Raw genomic sequence first — 14,991 nt, forward strand, 5'->3', positions numbered from 1 at the left:
GGTGCTCACTGCATCTCGAAGCCGGGGTAGCCCGCGGCGGCCACCTCGGCGCACTTCTGGCGGTAGGTGCCCACGCCGCCGGTGTACGACAGCACGCGCCGCGGCTTGCCCGGCACGTTGGAACCCAGGTACCAGGAGTTGGTCTTGGAGATCAGCGTGGCATTGGCCGTCTCGTCGTGGTGCGCCACCCAGGCGTCTTCGGCGGCGCGGGTGGGCTCGATCAGGCGCTTGCCATGGGCGCGCATGTGGGCGATGCAGGCGCTGATCCACTCGGTCTGCTGCTGCAGGCAGGTGGTCATGTTGCACAGCGCGGCCGAGGGCGCCAGCGGCACGGCGGTGGTGAACAGGTTGGGGTAGCCGTGCACCTGCAGGCCCATGGTGGTGCGGATGTCGCGGCCCCAGTCGGCCTTCAGCGAGCGCCCGCCACGGCCGCGGATGTCGATGCGCGTGAGCGCGCCGGTGCCGGCGTCAAAACCGGTGGCCAGGATGATCACGTCGAGTTCGTGCACCGTGCCGTCGGCCAGCTCGATGCCTTGCGGCACGACGCGCGCGATGGCGTTGTGCTTGACGCTCACCGCCTCGACATTGGCGCGGTGGTACACCTCGAGGTAGCGGCTTTCCAGCGGCACGCGGTGGGTGCCGAAGCCGTAGTCGCCGGGGATCAGCAGCTCGCACAGGCGCGGGTCTTCGAGCCGCGCGCGCATCTTGCCGCGCACGAACTCCGACACCTCGGCATTGACCGCCTCGTCGAAGAACATCTCGCCAAACGAGGCCAGCCACAGCTTGAGCGAGCCGTTGGCGTGGATCTCCTCCAGCCGTGCCCGGCGCTGCGCCGGCGTGCAGTCGGCCCAGGCCACGCTGAAGTCGTACTCGAAGCCGGTGAAGGTGTTGGGCAGCGTGGCCTTCAGTTCCTCGAAACGCGCCTTGTACGCGGCCACGTCGTCGGCGCTGTACTGCGGGTTCTTCATCGGCAGCACGTACTGCGGCGTGCGGATGAAGACCTTGAGCTGCCCCACCTGGCTGGCGATGGTCTGGATGACCTGGATGCCGGTGGCCCCGATGCCCACCACGCCCACCCGCTTGCCGGCCAGATCGACCTTCTGCTTCGGCCAGCGCGAGGTGTGGAAGATCGGGCCCTGGAAGCTCTCCTGCCCTTCAAACACCCGCTCCATCGGTGCCGACAGCATGCCGCCGCAGGTGACCAGGAACTGCGTGTCGATGACCTCGCCGCCATCGGTGTGCACCGTCCAGCGGCCGCTGTGCTCGTTGAAGTGCGCGGCGGTGATGGTGGTGTTGAACTGGATGTCGCGGCGCAGGTCGAGCGTGTCGGCCACGTAGTGCATCCAGCGCTCGATCTCGGGCTGCTCGGGAAAGCGCGCGCTCCAGCTCCAGCCCTTGTACAGGTCTTCGGAGAACAGGTACTGGTAGATGTAGCTCTCGCTGTCGAACTTGGCGCCGGGGTAGCGGTTCCAGTGCCAGGTGCCGCCCACGTCGGCGGCGTTGTCGTAGGCGCGCACGTTCAGGCCCTGGGCGCGCAGCTGGTGCAGCTGGTACAGGCCGGCCACGCCGGCACCGATGATCAGCGCGTCGAGCCGCCGGCTGGCCGGGGCGGGGGATGGGTTCGGGGTGTTCATCGACAGTCTCCTAGGCTTCAGGACAGCGGCACCGCAATGCCGGTTGCGGCGCTCGGTTCGCACGGTAGGCGGCGCCCCCCGGTGCGGTCTTGAAGAAAGGGAACAGTTCGTTGAACGATCCGGCGCGCGCGGCCTGGGGCTTACCCGGCACGCGCGGCGCGGCGCCGGCTCAATGCTGCTGGCGGTACTGCCCGGGCGTGCAGCCCAGCCGCGCGCGGAACATGCGCGTCATGTGCGCCTGGTCGGCAAAGCCGGCCGCGGCCGCCACCTCCTTGAGCGACAGGTCGCCCGCGCGCAGCAGGGCCTGGGCGCGCTGCACGCGCCGCTCCACCACGTAGGCATAGGCCGAGCAGTTCAGCGTGCGGCGCAGGTGGCGGTTGAGTGTCCACACGCCCATGCCCAGGGCCTGGGCCAGGTCGTCGAGCGTGATCGCGCCGTGCAGGTGGCCGTCGACATAGGCCTCCAGCCGCGCCAGCTCGCGCTCGCTCAGCCGGCCCGGCGCGGCCGCCGCCTTGAACTGGCAGCTGGCATAGCCGCGCAGCAGGTGCACGGCCATCTGCACCGCCAGCGCCTCGGCATACAGCGGCCCGCCCATGCCCTGGTGCATGGCCTCGCGCGTGACCTCGGCGGCAATGTGGCCCAGCACCGGATCATGGCCGCGCAGCACGTCGTGCAGCTGCACCTCCGACACCTCCTTGCCCTGCATGTCGCCGGCCACGCGGCACATCAGCGCCTCGGTGAGGTAGACATGCGAGACCTCCAGATCCTCGGTCCAGTGCCAGTGCGAATCGGCCGAGCGCGACAGCAGCGAAAAATGCCCCGGCGCGCAGGTGGTGCGGGTCCAGCGGCCGTCGATCTGGCGGTCCATCGGCGTCAGGCCCTGGCGGTAGTGCACGATCAGAAAGCACTCCAGTGGCGGAATCTCCACGTCCTGGCCGTGGTAGTGGTAGCTGCGCTGGGCCACGCCCTTCCAGCCCAGCGTGTCGCTGGCGCTCAGGATGTCGCCGGGCACCCACAGCGGCAGCTCGGCCACGGTGATCAGGCCACGCTCGAAGCGGTGCGGCTCGGGCGCGGTGTGGGAGATCGCTGCGGGTTTCATGCGCCCTCCTGCGGCAAAGGCGTGGCGTGGCGTGGCGGCTGCCGGCTGAGGCCCCGGTGCGCCGGGGATCGAATTGCATGGGTTTCCGCAGCGCGCCGCCATCGGCATTCACCCGGTGCGCCCGCTGCGCGTCGTGGGGGGCGCAGCGCGGCGCTGTGGCGTGTTGGCGCAGTGGCCGGCGCCAACGCCGCAGCGCGCGGCCGTGACCGAGAATCGGGCCATGAAATCTCCCCCCCGCCTGCAGGTGCTGATCGACGAGGGCCTGATCGACGGCGTGACGCGCCAGCTGAAAAGCGGCAAGGAAGCCGATGTCTACGTGGTGCGCGTGGGCGACGACACGCTGGCCGCCAAGGTCTACAAAGAGGCGCAAAAGCGCGGCTTTCGCCAGGCGGTGGATTACACCGAGAACCGCAAGGTGCGCAACAGCCGCCAGGCGCGCGCCATGGCCAAGGGCACGCGCTACGGCCGCGAGCAGCAGGAAGCCGCCTGGCAGAGCGCCGAGGTCGATGCGCTGTACCGCCTGGCCGCGGCCGGTGTGCGCGTGCCGCGGCCGATCAACTTCCACGAGGGCGTGCTGCTGATGGAGCTGGTGGTCAATGCCGCGGGCGACGCCGCGCCGCGCCTGAATGACCTGCAGTTCAGCCCCGCCGATGCACAGCGCCACCACGATGCGCTGGTGCGCGAGGTGGTGCGCATGCTGGCCGCCGGCGTGGTGCACGGCGACCTGTCCGAGTTCAACATCCTGCTGGCCGCCGACGGCCCGGTGATCATCGACCTGCCGCAGGCGGTGGACGCCGCCGGCAACAACCATGCGCCGCGCATGCTGATGCGCGACGTGGACAACCTGCGCCGCTTCTTCGGCCAGTTTGCGCCCGCGCTGCTGGCCACGCGCTACGGGCCCGAGATCTGGTCGCTGTATGCCGGCGGCCTGCTGCAGCCCGACACGCCGCTGACCGGCCGCTACCAGCCCCAGGCCGGCGCGGTCGACCTGGGCGCCGTGCTGCGCGAGATCGAGGACGCCCGGCGCGAGGAGACCGAGCGCCTGCAGCGCCTGATGTGACCCCACCGGCCATGGCCCCGGCGCTGAAGTACCTGCAGGGCTACCCGCCGGCCTTGCTGGCCCAGGTGCGCGCGCTGATCGACGCCGGCCGCCTGGCCCAGGTGGTGGCCGAGCGCCACCCCGAGCCCAACCTGATCCGCAGCGAGCGCGCGCTGTACGAGCATGTCAGCGAGATGAAGGCGCGCCACATGCGCAGCGCGCCACCGCTGGCCAAGGTGGTGTTCGACCCGCAGCTGCACATCCTGAAGAACGCGCTGGGCACGCACACCGCGGTGTCGCGCGTGCAGGGCCGCCGGCTCGAGGCGCGGCGCGAGATCCGCATCGCCACGCTGTTCAAGGACGCGCCGGCCAGCTTCATGCGCATGATCGTGGTGCACGAGCTGGCGCACCTGAAGGAGCGCGAGCACGACAAGGCCTTTTACGCGCTGTGCCGGCACATGGCGGCCGACTACCACCAGCTCGAGTTCGACCTGCGGCTGTGGCTCACCGCGCAGGAGCTGCCGGGCGCCGGCCCGGCGCAGGCCGCCGCGGCGGCAGGCCACGCCAGCGGCATCCAGCCCGGCACCTTGCAGGCCTACCGCGAAACCGACTACCGGGTGCAGGGCCCGGTGCCGTTCACGCTGCGCATCGGCGAGCCCAGCGCGGCGCTGGCCGCGGCCCACGCCCGCCACGGCGTTGATTGCAGCGCCTATGTCAGCGCCTGCAACCCGCTGGGCCGGCCGCTGGGCGAGCGCGACAACGCCGAGCGCCATGCCGCGCTGGGCCGCGAGCTGGCCGACCGCGGCCTGGCCAGCCTGCCCGGCATTGGCCAGCACCCCACCGGCGACTGGCCGGGCGAGCCCAGCCACCTGGTGTTCGGGCTCGACTGCGAGGCGGCACGCCGGCTCGGCCAGCGTCTGGCGCAAAACGCCATCGTCTGGTGCGGCGCCGACGCCGTGCCGCGGCTCGAACTGCTCAGGTAGCGGCTGCGCCCGCCAGCGCGCCACCCGGCGGCGGCTGCGCCCGCCGGCTCGCCATCCGGCGGCGGCGCGCCTACTTGCCCGCGTTCGGAAAAAACAGCTGCTCGCCGCCGATCTTGTAGCCCGCGATCTGGGCCTGGCCGGCCGGCGAGACCACCCAGTCGGCAAACTGCTGGGCCAGTGCCCGCTTCACATGGGCATGGCGGGCCGGGTTGACCCCCATCACGCCGTACTGGTTGAACAGGCGCGCATCGCCCTGCACCAGCACCGCCAGCTCGCCACGGTTCTTGAAGCTGAGCCAGGTGCCGCGGTCGGTCAGCACATGGCCGTTCAGCGAGGCGGCCATGTTCAGCGCCGGGCCCATGCCGCAGCCGCATTCCTTGTAGCCGGCCGGGCGTGTGGCGGCCAGATCGATGCCGGCCGCCTTCCAGTAGCGCAGCTCGGCGGCGTGGGTGCCGCTCTTGTCGCCACGCGAGACAAAGGCCGCCGGGCTGGCCGCCAGCTTCTTCAGCGCGCCCAGCACGTCGCCGCCGCCCAGGCCCAGCGGATCGCTGCGGGGGCCGACCACGACGAAGTCGTTGTACATCACCGGCAGGCGCCTGAGGCCGAAGCCGTCGGCCACGAACTTCTCCTCGGCCGCCTGGTCGTGCACGAACACCACATCGGCATCGCCGCGGCGCGCCATGTCGAGCGCCTGGCCGGTGCCCAGCGCCACCACCCGCACCTCGATGCCGCTGGCCGCCTTGAAGGCCGGCAGCAGGTGGGTGAACAGGCCGCTCTGCTCGGTGGAGGTGGTGGAGGCCATCACGATGTGCGGCGCCTGGGCCCGGGCCGCCGGCGCCATGCCCAGGCCTGCAGCGGCCAGCACACCGGCCATGGCCCACCCGGCCGCCCATCGCCCCAGTTTTCGCCCCGGCTGTCGCCTCGACACCATCGCGTACTCCCCAAGCATCCGGCGCCACCGCCGGTCGGCGCGGATTCTTGCGAGTTCGCGGCCTGGCGGCGATATGTTCGGCGCTGCATAGTCGGGCGCAGGCCGTCTGGCCGGCGCGCCCGCCGCGGCCATCAACCCAGGGTGATGCCGAGCTGCCGCGCACCACCGGCCAGGGCGCCGCGCAGCGTGTGCACCGCCACCTCGGCCGCGCCGGTACGGTAGGGATTGGCCCCGCGCACAAAGGCCAGCGGCTGGCCATCCAGCGTGATGGCCAGCGGGCCATGGCCCAGCGGGCCGACGCGGTAGACGATCTCGACCTCGATGCCGTCCAGCAAGGGCAGGCGCGCGCGCAGGCCGTCGAGCTCGGGCGGCAGCACCGGGTCGAAGACCAGGGTGGCGGCCTCGCGGCGCACGCCCAGCAGGTGGCCGATGACCAGGCCGATGGCGATGCCCGGGCCGCTGGAGTAGACGCGCCAGCCGCCGTCCAGCGCCACCTCGCCGCGGGCAATGCGCGGGTAGTCGCGCTGGGCCTCGTAGCGGTCGGCAAAAGCCGCGTCCGAGCTCGAGTAGTAGCAGTTGGCCTGGCGGCGCGTGGCCTGCGGCAGCCGTGCCGGCAGATCGATCGGGTGGATCAGCGCCAGGGCCGCCCAGAAGCGCCGGGCCTCGCCCAGGTGGGCCAGGGCCTCGGCCCAGCGCAGATGGGCATGGGTGTACATCACGCCGATCTCGCGGCCGAAGAAGGCGCTGCTCTCGGCGCGCTGGAACAGCTGCTCGGGGCCGCCGCGGTAGGGCATGGGCCGGTCGAACAGGCGTGCGCCGTCGGGCCCGCTGAGCTGGGCCTCCACCCGGGCCAGGTGGGCGCGGGCCTGGTCGGCGCTGAGCATGTCCTCCAGCATCGCGTGCATCATCGGCAGCAGGCTGGCCTGCACGCCGGTCAGCGCATCGGCCGGATGCAGCAGCGGCTGCGGCGCCTGCCCGGGCGTGAACAGCACATAGCCGGCCACCACGCCGTCGATCAGCAGCAGGCGCTGGAAATCGGCGCGCACCGCGGCGGCCTCGGTGGCAAAGGCGCGCGCCTCGTCGGCGCGGCCCAACGCCTGCAGGGCGCGGGCCAGGGTGCCGAGGGTCTGGTGGTGCAGGGTCACGGTCCAGGCGCTGCACAGGTGCTCGCGCAGCGCCGGATCGGCGGGCTGCAGCGAGTCGTTCCAGTCGCCATGGCCGTAGGCGGCCAGCGCCGTGCCCTGGATGCGCCGGCCGGCAATCACCGCCAGCGCGCGCTGCACATGCTGCCAGACGGTGCCGGTCTCGGCGGTGGACGCGTCGCTGGCGTGATAGGCCACCGGCGTGTCGAGCAGGCCGGCGTCGCCACTGGCCAGCAGGTAGCGCGCCAGGCCCAGCAGCGGCCAGAACACGATGTCGCCATGCGCGTCGCCGGCGCGGATGTGGCGCTCGCGCTCGAAGAACATGAACCACTGCGGCCAGTCGCCGTCCACCGCCTGGGCGGCAAACACGCGCAGCAGCAGATCGCGCACCGGCGCGGTCTGGCCCAGCGCCAGCAGCATCTCCAGCGGGCCCTGGCACACATCGCGCGTGCCCCAGCCGCCGCCCGAGAACTGCTCGAGCCCGCGCGGCGACAGGTAGTGCACCAGCGCGTTGTGGCGGTACCAGGGCAGGATCTCGGCCAGCTGCGCCAGCGCCTGCGCCGCCGCGCCCTGGCCCGGCGGCTGCAGCTGCGGCAGCGGCAGATCGAGCGCCGGCACGCCGGTCTCGGCCAGCAGCTCGCCGCGCAGCAGCAGCCCGGCCTGCCGGCTGGCCTCGAGCCGCAGGCACACGAAGGGCGCTCCACGCGGGGCGCCATCGGCATGCAGCAGGCCATCGCCACCCACCTCGGCCAGCAGCGTGCCCGGCATCGGCTCGATGACGAAGCGGCCCTGCGCAAAACGCGCGTGCAGCTCGCTGCCGGCCGGCACCGGCACCACCACGCCGGCCGCGCCGGGCTGCCACTGCCAGCCGATGGGCAGGGGCACCGCGCCATCGTCACCGGCCAGCGCCACCTGGTGCGACACCAGCCACTGCAGCGGCGGGCCCTGCAGCACCTGCAGCTGCAGGCTCAGCGCATGCGGGCGATGCTGCACGCCCGCGCCAACCTCGATCAGGCCGCCGGCGTGGCGGTACAGCCAGCGGCAGCGCCCGGCCTCGATGGCAAAGGCCGAGGGCGTGCCCAGCAGCTGCCAGGGCGCCGCCGCCGACTCGCGCACGAACACGCGCTGGCCACCGGCGCGAAACTGCCCCCAGCTGCCACGCTGGGTGGACAGGAAGCGGTTGATGCTGACATGGCCCTGGGTGAGCATCGAATGGAACACGCCGCTCATCCACACCGTGCTGGTGAGCGCCGCCTCGTCGGGCACGCCGTGGCGGCCGCTGCGCAGCAGATGGCCGTGCGGGCGCAGCACCTGCGCCTCCTTGGCCTGCAGCACCACATGGCAGGGGTCGTCGGCCGGGCCGCAAAAAAAGCTCAGCAAGGCGCCACCGGCGTCGTGCTCGGCATGGCGCCGCGCCGGGCCGAACAGGCCGTCGAGCTCGGCCCCGGCCAGCGCCTGGGTGGCCAGCAGCGCTGCGGTGCCAAACAGCGAGGCCTGGGCCGGTGGCCGCGGGTCGGCGGCAGCGGCCCACACCGGCGCCTGCGCCTCGGGCAGGGCCAATACGGCGTCCACCTCGGCCAGGTCGGCCGCGCCGCTGGCCGCCGGGTGATCGGCCCTGACCCGCATGAACAGGCCCAGCCGGCCCGCCTGGCCCGGCGCCAGGGTCAGTGGCGCCAGCTGCAGTGCGGCCAGTGCATGCTCGTGCTGCAGGCGCTGGCCGGGCAGGCCTTGGGCCACGCCCTGCGGCAGCTGGCCGGCACGCTGGGCGGCGCCCGCCACCTGGCGCAGATCGGTGGCATACGACAGCGCACCGTCCACCGACGACCACGGCGCCCCCAGCGCACCCATCAGCGCCCAGGGGTGGCGGCCGGCCACCGCCAGGTTCTGCCGCGCCGCCAGCACGGTGCCGCAGCGCAGGTGCTGCAGCGGCGCCAGATCGAGGTAATGGCTGACGTAGTGCTCGTTGAGCCGGATGCCGGCGTAGGCGCTCAGCCCCAGATCCTGCACCTGCAGCAGATCGACCGTGATCGGCGCCGGGCCGCTGTTGTGCAGCGCCAGGTGCCAGAACCAGGTGGCGGTGTCGCTGCTAGCACCGGCCACGCACTGCAGGCGCAGGTGCAGGGCCAGGCCCAGCCAGTGGCCGCACCAGTCGGCCCGGTGCGCGTCGTCGCCCGGCTGCAGCCGCAGCACGCCGCCCGGCCCCAGCAGGGCCGTGGCGGCCCGCGCCGCCGCGCCGCCATGGGTGTGGCGCAGCCACAGGTTGGCCGGGCCGGCTTCCAGCGCCTGGGCCATGAACAGGTTGACCGTGACGCCCAGCGCGTCGATGCGCTGCAGCGCGCCATGGCCGGCCAGCGTGATGTCCAGGCCGCCGCCGCCGTGCAGGTGGCGCAGGGGCGGTGGCGAGGTGACGGAAGGGATCGAGGCCATGGGCGGTGCGGATCGGTGGAAACGGAGATCGGGCCGGACGCAGCCGGTGGCTCAGCGCCGCACCTGGGCCAGCAGCCAGGGCTGCAGCGCGGGGTCGTTGTAGGCGGGGGTCCAGCTGTCGTGGCCGACGCCGGGGTAGACGATCAGCTCGGCCTGCCCGCCGCAGGCCTGCAGCGCCGCCACCGGCGCCTGCTGGGCGGCCAGCGGCACCACGCTGTCGGCGTCGCCATGGTAGGCGCGCACCGGCACCGCGCGGGCGGCGCACACCGTGCGCGCGTCGGCGTAGCCGCACACCGGCGCAATGGCCGCCAGATCCTGCGGATGGGCGGCGGCCCAGTCCCACACGCCGGCGCCGCCCAGGCTCAGGCCGCTGGCCAGCACCCGCGTGGCATCGATGTGCCAGCCCTGGCGCAAGGCGCCGAGCAGGGCATGCAGCGCGTCGGGCTGCCAGCGGCGGCCGGCGTCGAGCTGTGGCGAGCACATCAGCCACGGGTAGCTGCGGCCGGCCCGGGCATGCCGCGGCGGGCCGTGCGCGGCCACGCGCTCGAGTTCGCTCCCGCGCTCGCCCGAGCCATGCAGAAACACCAGCAGCGGCCAGGGCCGGCCCTGCGTCGCGTAGCCCGCGGGCTCGTAGAGCCAGCAGCGCACCGGCTCGGCCAGGCCGGGCACGGCCAGCGCCAGCGCGCGCTGGCTGCCGGCATGGGCGCTGGGTGGGGCCGGCGGCTCGAGCAGGGCGCAGCCGCCCGCCAGGGCGGGGGCTGACAGCAGCAGATGGCGGCGTTGCATCGTGGGGGGCTTTCAGCGTTGGGGCGGGCTGGCCGCCTTGGGGTCGGCCGGCTGGATCGGCTCGATTGGCTCGACCGGCCCGTTCAGCCCGATCAGCTCGATCTCCGCCGGCGGCGGCGGCAGCGGCAGCTCGCGCCGGGCCGGGTGCCAGTCGAGCAGGCGGCCCTGGTGGCGGGCCTGCGGCAAGGCGCCCTCGCCCGGCCAGGCCAGCACCAGCTGGCTGCCCGGCAGCGCGCGCGGCAGCTGCAGCAGCCAGCCACCGGCGCGCGGCTGCAGCTGCCAGTCCAGCAGGCCATGGGCGGTGCGCAGGCCCTGCACGCCCACCGGGGCCGCGGCGCGCCAGGCCGGCTGCACCCCGGCGCCGATGAGGATCTGCGGCCCGGGCCCGCGCTCGAAGGCCAGCAGGTCGAGCGCGGCGCGCACGTAGTCGGACGACACCCAGGCATGCGGCATGTCGCCCAGGAAGCGCGGCTCGCGCGCATCGGGCAGCACCACCTCGGCCCACTGGTTCCAGCCGGCCGGCCGCTGGTGACCGAAGAAAAAGCGCAGCAGCGCATGCGCGCGCCCGGGCTGGCCCAGGCGCAGCATGGCGCCCACGTTGCGCAGCTCGTAGGGGGTGTAGTCCTTCCAGGGCCGCTGGCCGTCGGCGCGGGCCTGGGCCTCCTGCCAGTAACGCTCAAAGGTGCCGGCCAGCAGCTCGGGCGGCAGCGCTGCCTGCGCCGGGCTCAGCGCCACGGTGGTGGCGCTGGGGTCGAAGTCGCCGCGGTCGGCCGCGCCGGCCACCCAGCCGATGCCGTGCCAGCGCGCACTGGCGCTCACCGACTGCATCAGCTCGCGCTCGAACTCGTCGCGTGCCGCGGCCCAGCGCGCGGCCGGCCCGGCCTGGCCCAGCGCCTGGGCAATGGCCACCGCGTCGTGGTAGCCGCGCAGCGCCCAGAAGTTGTCCCAGTAGGCATAGGCCGGCTTGTCGGCGTAGCCCTCGTGGCTGATCGATGGCGGCAGCAGCCCGAACAGGTGGGCGCGCGCCGGCGTCTGGAACCCGGGCCCGCGGCTCTGCTGGCGCAGCGCTTCGAGGTGGGCCACCACGCGCTGCACCTGCGGCCAGTGGCGCTGCAGCAGGCTGGCGTCGGCCGCGCCACCGCCATGGCGCCACAGCTCGGCCAGCATGAACAGGTACTGGCCATGGCTGTCGTTCTCGACCACCGGGTCGGCGCCGCGCGCGTCCACGCAGCAGGGCACCTTGCCCGATTCGAAGATGTGGCCGGCGTACCAGTCGACGAACTCGCGCGCCGGGGCCAGTTCACCCAGGCGCACCAGGCCGGCGACCATCATCGCGCCGTCGCGCACCCAGCTGCGGGCATAGCTGCGCGTGCCGGGCTGCAGCGCCGGGCCGTCGCGCGAGATCAGCATGTGGGCCAGCGCGCTGCGCAGCGTGTCGACCAGGGGCTGCGCCTCGGCCGGCACGCTGAAGTGCACGCGGTTCAGGCGCGCGCGCCAGTGCGCCGCAACGGCCTCGAAGCGCGCGTCGATCGCAGCGGGCGTGGGCGGCGCGGCGCCCGCCCGCCCCGGCGCCGGGCCCGCGGCCAGCGGCGCCAGCAGGCTGATGCTGCGCGACTCGCCCGGGGCCAGCTGCAGCGGCCACTGCATCAGCGCCGAGGCGCTGCGCGCGGGGTCGTGCAGCGTGCCCAGCGCGGGCGCGGCCAGCAGCGCATCGAGGCCCAGGCCGCCATCGGCCGGCAGGGCCGACACGCGCTGTGGCGCCGGCAGCAGGCGCAGCGGCGGGCGCTGGTCGATGGCCAGCGCGCCCGCGCGCCACTGCAGGCGCTGCACCGGCACCGCGCCGCCCGGGGTGGACAGGAACTGCTGCGGCGGATTCACCTGCCAGGGCCGTGCCGCCAGCAGCAGCGTGACGCGCTGCGGCTGGTGGCCGGTGTTGCGCACCGTGTAGCGCGCCAGCAGCGTGGGCGCGGTGGCCGGGCCGTCGGCCGCAGCCTCGATGTCGAGCGCCAGCCCGGGCGCCTGCCAGTGCACGCGCGGCATCGGCAGGTGCTGCTCGCGCAGCGTGTGCTGCAGCTGCGCCTGGGCCCAGCTGATGCGCTGCCCGTCGGCGCCCAGCAGCGCGGGCTCGAGGCTGGGGCCGGCGCGGCCCAGCTCGAGCGCGCCGTCTTCGCTGAGCAGGGCCGAACGCGCGCCGCCGCCGTCCACGCCCACCAGCGTCCAGTGGTTCTGCTGGCCGCGGTAGGCGCGCGGCAGGTCGCCGGCCGGCAGGGCCGCGGCCTGCTCGGCCAGCATGGCGTCCAGCGTGGGCCACTGCCTGGCGCTGCGCAGCGCCGGCTGCGGCCAGGCCTGCTGCGCCGGGCCGGCCGTGCGGCGCTGCAGGCGCAGCCAGCGCGCCTGCTGCTCGGGCAGGAACAGCGTGCTGAGCCCGCCGCGGCCCTGCCCGGCCTGCAGGCGGTGCAGCGTGCGCCAGCGCCGGCCGTCGTCGGACGCCAGCAGCCGCAGCGGCACCCGCGCGGCGCCCTCGGGCCAGGCCAGGGCCAGGCCGTTGAACTCGCGCAGCCGGCCGAAGTCCAGCGTCAGGTGCTGCGGCGTGGCCTGTTGCTGCGCCTCGGGCCAGACCGCCGGGTCGCTCTCGCGCGGCGTGAGTGCCAGCTGCGCCAGGCACAGGCGCCCCTGGCCACCGGCACCGGCACGGCCGGCGGCCACCACCAGCTCGATGGCCTGGGTGCGGCGCAGGCTGCGGTCGGCCAGCGGGCCCCAGGCAAATTCGACATGGCGGCGCCGGAAGTGCCAGTCACTCAGGCGCGCCGGCAGCCGCTGCGCCGGCCGGTTGACCCACCACACGTTGTCGCCGCTGGCGTCCACCCACTTGATCTGCACATCGTTGGTCGCGCCTTGGCCCTTCAGGCGGGCGCTGAAGCTGAACTCGGCCGGCCAGTCGAGCGGCAGCGTGCGGCGCATCACCGCATAGCCCGACACGCCGCGAAAGTGGTAGTGCAGGCACAGGCTGCCGTCGGCCGGGTCACGCGCCAGGCGGGCCTGCACCTGGTCGGAGGCGGTGGCCTGCCAGGGCGTGGCATCGCGCAGCGTGTCGAGCACGCCGGTGGCGGGCGTGGCGCCGCCGGTACGGGCCGGGCTGACGCTGCGCCCGTCCGCCGCGGCCAGTGCCATGCCGGCCGCCCCGGCCAGCAGCAGCGCGGCGCTTGCACGTGTCAGGGCCAGGGGTCTCATCCCTTCACGCTGCCCATCAGCAGGCCTTGCAGGTACTGGCGCTGCAGCAGCACGAACAGCAGCAGCACCGGCAGCACCGTGACCACGGCGCCGGCCATCATCAGCTCGGTGTCCTGCACATGCTCGCGCGACAGGCCGGCCAGGGCCACCGGCAGGGTCTGCAGCTCGCGGTCGGTGAGCACGATCAGCGGCCACATGAAGTCGTTCCAGGCGCCCAGGAAGGTCAAGACCGCCAGCGTCACGATCACCGGCCTGAGCAGCGGCAACACCACGCGCACGAAGATCGTGCCCTCGCCCGCGCCATCGATGCGCGCGGCCTCGAGGATCTCGTCGGGCAGGCCGAGCGCGTACTGCCGCACCAGGAAGATGCCGAACACGCTGGCCAGCCAGGGCACCAGGGCGCCGGCCACGGTGTTGACCAGGCCCATCTGCTTGAGCATCAGGAACAGCGGCATCATCGTCACCTGGGCCGGGATCACCAGCGCGCCCAGCAGGCCGCGGAACACCGCGTCGCGCCCCTGGAAGCGCAGCTTGGCAAAGGCATAACCGGCCGTGAGGTTGAAGCCGAGCGACAGTGCGGTGGCGCCCAGCGACACCCACAGGCTGTTGAGCAGCTGGCGGCCGATGCCGGCCTGCTCGAACAGCGCGCGGTAGTTGGCCAGCGAGGCCTCGCGCGGCAGCAGCGGTGGCGGAAAACTGCTGGCCTCGCCCGGCGCCATCAGCGAGGCCGAGACCATCCAGGCCAGCGGCAGCAGGCTCAGCGTGGCCAGCGCGGCCAGGGCCAGGTTGACGGCCAGCGTGCGCAGCGGCTGCCTCATGCCGGGCCCGCCTGGCGCCGCGCCACCTGCAGCTGCAGCAGCGTGAAGCCGAACATGAACACGAACAGCACGAAGGCCACCGCCGAGGCCGAGCCCAGGCTCCACCACTTGAAGCCCTCGTCGTACATGAAGTACAGCACCGTGACCGTGCGCTGCGCCGGCCCGCCCTGGGTCATCACATAGGGCTCGGCAAACAGCTGGAAGTGGCCGGCCATGGTGAGGATGCTGACCATCAGCAGCAGCGGCGCCAGCGCCGGCAGCGTGATGTGGCGCAGCTGCTGCCAGGCGCCGGCGCCCTCGAGCGCGGCGGCCTCGTACAGGTCTTTGGGCACGGCCTGCAGGCCGGCAAGCAGGATGATCATGTTGTAGCCGAAGTTCTTCCACACGCTCAGCAGCACGATGGCCGGCATGGCCCACAGCGGGTCGCCCAGCCAGTCCACCGGCGCGATGCCCAGGCTGCCCAGCGCATGGTTGAGCAGGCCGTAGCGCGTGTGCAGCAGGTAGCGCCACACCACCGCCACCGCCACCAGCGTGGTGACCACCGGCGCAAACAGCGCCGTGCGGTAGAAGCCCTTGAAGCGCGCCAGCGGCGAGTGCAGCAGCAGCGCCGCGGCCAGCGAGACGCCGATCGACAGCGGCACGCCCACCAGCACGAAGAACATCGTGTTGCCCAGGGCCTGCCAGAACAGCGGCGTGCTCAGCAGGCGGCGGTAGTTGTCCAGGCCCACGAAGCGCAGGTTGCGCAGGTCAGCCAGCGCGTAGATGTCGAAATCGGTCAGGCTCATGGCCAGCGCCGCGGCCACTGGCAGCACGAAGAACACCGCAATCGCCAGCAAGGCGGGCGTCACGAACAGCCAGCCGGCCTGGGCGGCCTTCATGGCGCGGCCTCCCAGGTGCCGGC

General features: G+C 73.4%; 10 protein-coding genes and 1 pseudogene. 3 read left to right on the forward strand and 8 right to left on the reverse strand.

What is annotated here, in order from left to right:
• Nucleotides 1-5 precede the first annotated feature (5 nt).
• Both N4G63_RS12025 and N4G63_RS12030 read right to left on the reverse strand, forming a co-directional pair.
• Complete coding sequence (locus N4G63_RS12025; RefSeq protein WP_260788646.1) at nt 6-1,634, reverse strand: flavin-containing monooxygenase; 1,629 nt, start codon at nt 1,632-1,634, stop codon at nt 6-8.
• Nucleotides 1,635-1,803: 169 nt separating this feature from the next.
• On the reverse strand, nt 1,804-2,733 hold the full coding sequence (locus tag N4G63_RS12030; RefSeq protein WP_260788647.1) for a helix-turn-helix domain-containing protein: 930 nt from the start codon (nt 2,731-2,733) through the stop codon (nt 1,804-1,806).
• A gap of 220 nt (nt 2,734-2,953) precedes the next feature.
• Here N4G63_RS12030 and N4G63_RS12035 point away from each other — a divergent pair, with 220 nt between their 5' ends.
• The 3 genes and pseudogenes from N4G63_RS12035 to N4G63_RS12045 all read left to right on the forward strand — a co-directional run bounded on the left by N4G63_RS12035 (nt 2,954) and on the right by N4G63_RS12045 (nt 4,755).
• Complete coding sequence (locus N4G63_RS12035; RefSeq protein ID WP_314599713.1) at nt 2,954-3,793, forward strand: PA4780 family RIO1-like protein kinase; 840 nt, start codon at nt 2,954-2,956, stop codon at nt 3,791-3,793.
• Between the two features lie 11 nt (nt 3,794-3,804).
• Nucleotides 3,805-4,302: pseudogene (locus tag N4G63_RS12040) on the forward strand (YgjP-like metallopeptidase domain-containing protein); the annotation flags it as partial.
• Nucleotides 4,291-4,755: a DUF3293 domain-containing protein gene (locus N4G63_RS12045; protein WP_338001643.1), complete on the forward strand. Its 465-nt coding sequence runs from the start codon at nt 4,291-4,293 to the stop codon at nt 4,753-4,755. The pseudogene N4G63_RS12040 and the gene N4G63_RS12045, both read left to right, overlap by 12 nt.
• A 70-nt stretch (nt 4,756-4,825) precedes the next feature.
• Here N4G63_RS12045 and N4G63_RS12050 read toward each other — a convergent pair whose 3' ends face one another.
• The 6 genes from N4G63_RS12050 to N4G63_RS12075 form a co-directional block, all read right to left on the reverse strand.
• Nucleotides 4,826-5,629, reverse strand: coding sequence for an ABC transporter substrate-binding protein (locus N4G63_RS12050; protein ID WP_260788648.1), 804 nt, complete (start codon nt 5,627-5,629; stop codon nt 4,826-4,828).
• 188 nt (nt 5,630-5,817) lie between these two features.
• Entirely contained in the window at nt 5,818-9,255 is a 3,438-nt protein-coding gene (locus tag N4G63_RS12055; RefSeq protein ID WP_314599714.1) for a GH36-type glycosyl hydrolase domain-containing protein, read from the reverse strand.
• A gap of 51 nt (nt 9,256-9,306) precedes the next feature.
• The gene (locus N4G63_RS12060; protein ID WP_260788651.1) at nt 9,307-10,041 is read right to left on the reverse strand and encodes a carboxylesterase family protein; all 735 of its coding nucleotides are present in this window, start codon (nt 10,039-10,041) and stop codon (nt 9,307-9,309) included.
• Between the two features lie 12 nt (nt 10,042-10,053).
• Nucleotides 10,054-13,272, reverse strand: coding sequence for a discoidin domain-containing protein (locus N4G63_RS12065; protein WP_314599715.1), 3,219 nt, complete (start codon nt 13,270-13,272; stop codon nt 10,054-10,056).
• Complete coding sequence (locus tag N4G63_RS12070; RefSeq protein ID WP_260788653.1) at nt 13,269-14,090, reverse strand: carbohydrate ABC transporter permease; 822 nt, start codon at nt 14,088-14,090, stop codon at nt 13,269-13,271. The genes N4G63_RS12065 and N4G63_RS12070 overlap by 4 nt, the downstream gene beginning before the upstream one ends.
• Nucleotides 14,087-14,968, reverse strand: coding sequence for a carbohydrate ABC transporter permease (locus N4G63_RS12075; protein WP_260788654.1), 882 nt, complete (start codon nt 14,966-14,968; stop codon nt 14,087-14,089). Before N4G63_RS12075 ends, N4G63_RS12070 begins: the two co-directional genes overlap by 4 nt.
• Nucleotides 14,969-14,991: the final 23 nt, after the last annotated feature.

This window comes from Aquabacterium sp. OR-4, from assembly GCF_025290835.2.
Taxonomy (GTDB): Bacteria; Pseudomonadota; Gammaproteobacteria; order Burkholderiales; family Burkholderiaceae_C; genus Pseudaquabacterium.